Annotated in this window: 4 protein-coding genes; all 4 read right to left on the bottom strand. The window is 66.2% G+C overall.

The features are described from left to right. Positions 1-689, bottom strand: a 689-nt coding sequence (gene narI / locus BN13_RS13795) for a respiratory nitrate reductase subunit gamma (protein ID WP_084733769.1), incomplete at its 3' end; no start/stop codon positions are given. Then, entirely contained in the window at positions 686-1,387 is a 702-nt protein-coding gene (narJ, locus tag BN13_RS13800) for a nitrate reductase molybdenum cofactor assembly chaperone (RefSeq protein WP_048547775.1), read from the bottom strand. The genes narI and narJ, both read right to left, overlap by 4 nt. Further along, entirely contained in the window at positions 1,384-3,048 is a 1,665-nt protein-coding gene (gene narH / locus BN13_RS13805; RefSeq protein ID WP_048547777.1) for a nitrate reductase subunit beta, read from the bottom strand. Before narH ends, narJ begins: the two co-directional genes overlap by 4 nt. A 1-nt stretch (position 3,049) precedes the next feature. Beyond that, positions 3,050-6,378: nitrate reductase subunit alpha (locus BN13_RS13810; protein ID WP_048547779.1), on the bottom strand; the 3,329-nt coding region annotated here is incomplete at its 5' end.

A 6,378-nucleotide genomic window follows, 5' to 3' on the forward strand; every position in this document is an offset into this window, starting at 1 on the left:
CCCGCCGCTCGGTTGTCGCGGCTGCGGTAGACGATGTAGGGCCGGGTCAAGTAGCCGATCGGGGCGCTGAACACGTGCACTAGCCGAGTGAACGGCCACATCGCAAAGAGCAGGAAGGCCGCCACCGCGTGGATCTTGAAGCCGATCGGCGCCGCCGCCATCAGGTCGACATCGGGACGCAACTCGAAGATGCTGCGGAACCACGGCGAGACCCCGTCGCGGTAGTTGTAATGCCCGCCGAACTGCAACAGACTTCCGGCGATGGTGTTCCAGATGCCGAGGACGATGACGACGCCGAGCACGGCATACATCGCCTTGTCGTTGTTGGTGGTTGCGCTGAACACCGGGCCGGTGGTGCGGCGGCGATACACCAGGATCGCCAGGCCGACGACGGCCATGACGCCGGCGGGGATGCCGCCGACCAGGGCGAGAACGTGGTAGGCCTCCCGCGACAGACCGACCTTGTCCGTCCAGGACTGCGGGATGAGCAGGCCGAGGACGTGACCACCGACGACGCCGAGCATGCCGAAGTGGAAGAGCGGGCTGCCGATGCGCAGGAGGCGGTCCTCATACAGCTGCGAACTGCGCGTCGTCCACCCGAACTTGTCGTAGGTGTAGCGCCAGTAGTGGCCGACGACGAAGACCGCCAGGCACAGGTAGGGGAAGATCCCGAACAGGAAGCGGTTCATGCGTTGGCCCTAACTGGGATGCTCGATCCGAGGTGCGTGGACTGAAGGCGAGGGTCGAGGGCGTAGCCCGGGAGTTCGAGGCCGACCTGCTCGCTCGGCGGGCCTTCGGCAATGAGCCGAGCGAGGGCTTCCTCGTCGGTGCCGTCGAGCGCGGGCAGGGTCGCGCGCAGCGCGCGCAGGACCGGGGCCCAGGTCGAGTCGCGGTCGGTCAGCGCGCGCGCCAGGAGTTCGACGCCGACGCGGTGATCGCACAGGAGCTTCCACGCGACGGTGTGATTGACCGTGGCCCCGAACTCCAGCACCACACCGAGGTGGTCCGGCAGTTCCTCATGGTCGTATGCCGCGCCCGCGTCCCGGTAGGCCTGCTTGAACCGGACCAGCTCGACGCCTCGTTTGCGGGTGTCGCCGCACGTGTAATAGGTCAGGTGCAGCGCACAGCGCCGCGTGACATCGAAGGTATCGACGTAGTCGCTCTGCAGTTGCGCCAGCGGTTGGCTCTCGATCGCATCGAGCACCTCACCCAGCGGCTCGCGCACCGGAGCGGGCAGGTCCGCGATGGCTGCCCGGACCCCCGGGGCACGCAGCCGATGCGCCTCGGTCGGGTAGTCCAGCAGCCAGGAGATGGCCTGCCACGACGTCCGCAACTGCAGGGGCGTGAGCGACGGCGAGGTGCCGCGGTGCCGGCGCCACAACATCATCGGCTCCGATCGTCGTCGGGGAACATGCCCTCGGGCAGGCCCTTGCCGTCCCAGTTGAGCAGGTTCACGCGGCCACGCAGGGGGTTCTCGGCGGCGAGCTCATCGAAGGAGTCGGCCTGCTGAGCCTCCTTTAACACCCGGAAGTTCTCGACCGCGACGGGCGTCAACCCACCTCGGCCCGAGCCTTCCCCGAACGCCGCGGACTGTCCGCCGCCATATTCGCTGACGGGGCAGTCAGTGGCGAGTTCCTCCAATGCGTGCGCCTGCTCGGCGTGGGCCGTCGGGATGACATAGCGGTCGGCATACTTCGCGATGGCCAGGAGGCGGAACATCTCATACATCGCCTCGGCGCTCATCCCGACCGAGCCCGCGATCTCGGCGTTGGGGTCGTTGCCGAGGTTGATATCGCGCATGAACGAACGCATCGCCGCGAGCTTCTTGAGCACGCCTTCGACCGGGGCGACGTCGCCGGCGGTGAACAAGTTGGCGAGATACTCCACGGGTATGCGGAGCGTGTCGATCGCCGCGAACAGGTTGCCTTGGTCCTCGGCGTCGTGGCCGGTGTCCTTGATGACATCGACGACCGGGGAGAGCGGCGGGATGTACCAGACCATCGGCATGGTGCGGTATTCCGGGTGCAGCGGCAGGGCCACCTGATAGTCGAGGATGAGCTTCTTCACCGGGGAGCGGCGGGCCGCGTCGATCCAGTCGGCCGGGATTCCGGCGCGCTCGGCGGCCTGCCGCACGGCGGGGTCCTCCGGGTCGAGGAAGACATTGCGTTGCGCGGCATACAGATCCGTGTCGTTCTCGACGCTGGCGGCACCGAGGACGGCGTCCGCGTCATACAACATCAGGCCGATATAGCGCAGGCGGCCGACGCAGGTCTCGGAGCAGACCGTCGGGATGCCGACCTCGATGCGGGGGTAGCAGAAGGTGCACTTCTCGGCTTTGCCGGTCTTGTGGTTGAAGTAGATCTTCTTGTAGGGGCAGCCGGAGATGCACATACGCCAGCCCCGGCACTTCTCCTGGTCGACCAGGACGATGCCGTCCTCGGCGCGCTTGTAGATCGCGCCGCTGGGGCAGGAGGCCATGCAGCTGGGGTTGAGGCAGTGCTCGCAGATGCGCGGCAGATAGAACATGAAGGTTTGCTCGAACTCGAACTTGACCTTGTCCTCGATGCCCTTGAGCATCGGGTCCTTGGGGGCGTACTCATGCGCGCCGCCGAGGTCGTCGTCCCAGTTGGCCGACCAGCTGACGTTCATCGGCTTGCCGGAGATCAGCGACATCGGCCGGGCGACCGGGAAGTTCTGCTGCTGCGGCGCGTTGATCAGCGTCTCGTAGTCGTAGGTCCACGGCTCGTAGTAGTCGTCGATGCTCGGCATCTTGGGGTTGGAGAAGATGTTGAGCAGCTTCTTCACGCGCCCACCGGCCTTGAGCGCCAAGCGGCCGTTGGACTTGCGAACCCAGCCGCCCTGCCACTCCTCTTGGTCCTCGTAGCGTCGGGGGTAGCCGAGCCCAGGCCGGGTCTCGACATTGTTGAACCAGACGTATTCCGTGCCGGTCCGGTTGGTCCACGCCTGCTTGCAGGTCACGGAGCAGGTGTGACACCCGATGCACTTGTCGAGGTTCATCACCATCGCCATCTGGGCCATGACGCGCATGTCAGTACTCCACCTTCTGGTTGGTGCGGCGGCGGATCATCGTGACTTCGTCGCGGTTGTTGCCCGTCGGCCCGATGTAGTTGAAGAAGTAGGCAAACTGCGCATACCCGCCGATGATGTGGCTCGGCTTGATCAGGATGCGAGTCAGCGAGTTGTGGATGCCGCCGCGCTTCTTGTCGCGCTCGGTCAGGGGCACGTCGATGAGCCGGTCTTGGGCGTGGTGCATGTAGACCGTGCCCTCGGGCATGCGGTGGCTGACGATCGCGCGCGCCGCGACGACACCATTGCGGTTGACCGCCTCAATCCAGTCGTTGTCCTTGATGCCGACCTTGGCGGCGTCGACATCGGACATCCAGATCGTTTGCCCACCCCGGGAGAGGGAGAGCATGAAGAGGTTGTCCTGGTACTCGCTGTGGATCGACCACTTGTTGTGCGGGGTCAGATAGCGCACCGACACCCCGAGCTCGTTCTGCTCCCCGATCGGCGTCTCGCCGAAGAGCCGGGTCATGTTCAGGGGAGGCCGATAGATGGGGAGGGCCTCGCCCATACCGATCATCCAGTCGTGGTCGAGATAGAACTGCTGGCGCCCGGTCAAGGTGTGGAACGGCTTGTGCCGCTCGATATTGATGGTGAAAGGCGCATACCGTCGGCCACCGGACTCCGAGCCCGACCACTCCGGTGAGGTGATGACGGGGATGGGCTGAATCTGGGTGTCCGCGAAGGTGATCTGCTTGCCCTCGTGCTCGGCCGAGAGGTCGTGAAGCTCGGTGCCCGTGCGCTTCTCGACGTTCTTGAAGCCGTGCGTGGCGAGATGGCCGTTGGTCGTCCCGGACAGGTGCAGGATCGCGTCGGCGACGTGGATGTCGGTCTCGAGGCGCGGTTGTCCGGCGCCGGCTCCCGTCGTCGCCGTCCCATTGCGCTGCCGGAGTATGCCGATCTCCCGCTTCACGTCGTAGGACACGCCCTTGGTCAGCATGCCGACCTTCTCCATCAGCGGCCCGATCGACGTCATCTTGTCGTAGGTCGCCGGGTAGTCCCGCTCGGCGACCGCCAGGACGGGCAGGGTCTTGCCCGGGATCGGCTCGACCTCGCCGGTGCGCCAGTCCTTGACCGCCCCATGGACGGTGGCCATGGCCTCCGGGGTGTCGTGCCAGAGCGGCTTGGCCACGACATCCTTGCGGACGCCGAGGTGGTCGACGGCCAACTCCGAGAACCGCTTGGCGATGGCCTTCCAGGTTTCCCAGTCCGTCTTGGACTGCCACGGTGGGGCGATGGCTGGGTTGAACGAGTGCACGAACGGGTGCATGTCTGTGGTCGAGAGGTCGTGCTTCTCGTACCAGGTCGCCGCCGGCAGAACGACATCGGAGAAGAGCGTCGAACTGGTCATCCGGAAGTCGAGCGTGGTGAGCAGGTCGAGTTTGGCCTCGGCGGCCTTCTCGGGCCAGACGATGCCGGCCGGCCGGGTCCCCGGGTCGGCCTCGTGCGCCGACAGGGCGTGGTCGGTGCCCAGCAGGTGCTTGAGGAAGTACTCATTGCCCTTGGCGCTGGAGCCGAACAGGTTCGAGCGCCACAGGCTGAGGATGCGCGGGTGGTTCTCCTCCGCCTCGGGGTCCTCGATCGCGAACTTCAACTCGCCGGACTTCAACTGGGCGACGACATAGTCGGCCGGTGCCATCCCCGCCGCCTCGGCCTCGTCGGCCAGGGTCAGGCTCGACCGAGTGAAGGTCGGATAGCTCGGGCTCCAGCCGAGGCGAACGGATAGCGCGAGCAGATCCATCACGCCCTTGCCGGCGAAAATGCCTGTGCCGGAGTCCAGTTCGTCGGCGGTGAAGGTGTCGTAGCGGTACTGGCTCGCGTTGACATACCAATAGGCCGTCTGGTTCATGTGCCGCGGCGGGCGGTGCCAGTCGAGGGCGAAGGCCATGTGCTGGAAGCCCATGATCGGGCGCACCTTCTCCTGGCCGACGTAGTGGCCCCAGCCACCGCCATTGCGACCCTGGCACCCGGTGATCGTCGTGAGCACGAGCATCGTGCGGTAGATCTGGTCGGAGTGATACCAGTGGTTCGTCCCGGCGCCCATGAGGATCATGCCGCGGCCCTCGGTGTCGATCGCATTCTGGCCCCACTCGCGGGCCAACCGCGTCACTTGGGCCGCCGGGACGGAGGTGAACTGCTCCTGCCAGGCGGGGGTGCCGGCGATGGTGTCGTCGTCGTAGCTCGCCGGCCAGGTGCCGGGCAGGCCCTCGCGGCCGACGGCATACTGCGCGAGCAGCAGGTCGAGCACGGTGGTGACGACGTGGCCGCCGATGCGCTTGATCGGGACGCCGCGGCTCTCGTAGGTGACATTGCCGTCGACGCTGTCGAACCGGGGGAAGGCGACGAGCGCGGTGTCGTCGCGCACGTCATACAGACTCAGGGCGGGGTCGAGGTCGCCGAGCTGGAGATTCCACTTGCCCAGGCCTTCGTCGCCGTAGCGGTCGCCGAGCGTGCCATTGGGTATGGCGATCTGCCCGCCCCTGCGGTCGAACACCGCGGGCTTCCACATCGCGTTCTCGGAGTCCTTCTCCGGGATGTCGAGGTCACCTGCCACGAGATTCTTGCCGAGCGCGAACGTGCCATCTCCGTTGTCCTGCAACGAGATCAGGAAAGGTAGGTCGGTGTACTGCTGGTTGTAGTCGACGAAGAACGGGACCTGCTTGTCGGCGAAGAACTCCTTGAGCACGACGTGGCCCATCGCCATCGCGAGCGCGCCATCCTGGCCCGGGGCGCAGGTGACCCACTCGTCGGCGAACTTGACGTTCTCGGCGTAGTCGGGGGCGATGGCGATGACCTTCTGGCCGCGGTAGCGGGCCTCGGTCATCCAGTGGGCGTCGGGGGTGCGGGTGAGCGGGACGTTGGAGCCCCACATCATCAGATAGCCCGCGTCCCACCAGTCGCCAGACTCGGGGACGTCGGTCTGGTCGCCGAACATCTGCGGCGAGGCGTTCGGCAGGTCGGCATACCAGTCGTAGAACGAGAGCATCGGGGCGCCGATGAGTTCGAGGAAGCGGGCGCCGCTGGAGTAGGACACCGGGGACATCGCCGGGATCGGGGAGAAGCCGGCGATGCGGTCCGGGCCCCAGCGCTTGACGGTGTAGACGTGCGCGGCGGCGACGAGATCGACCACCTCATCCCAGGTGGAGCGCACGAGACCGCCCTTGCCGCGGGCGCTCTTATAGGCCTTGGCCTTCTCCGGGTCCTGCACGATCGAGGCATACGCGAGGACGGGATCGCCATACTTCTGCTTGGCCTCGCGGAACATGTCCAACAGGACCCCACGGACATACGGAT

The sequence above is a fragment of the Nostocoides jenkinsii Ben 74 genome, assembly GCF_001046875.1.
Classification (GTDB): Bacteria; Actinomycetota; Actinomycetes; order Actinomycetales; family Dermatophilaceae; genus Nostocoides_A; species Nostocoides_A jenkinsii.

Bases quoted from the DNA above. Each gene is read 5' to 3' on its own strand.
- narJ (WP_048547775.1), bottom strand. From the start codon at position 1,387: ATGATGTTGTGGCGCCGGCACCGCGGCACCTCGCCGTCGCTCACGCCC.
- narH (WP_048547777.1), bottom strand. From the start codon at position 3,048: ATGCGCGTCATGGCCCAGATGGCGATGGTGATGAACCTCGACAAGTGC.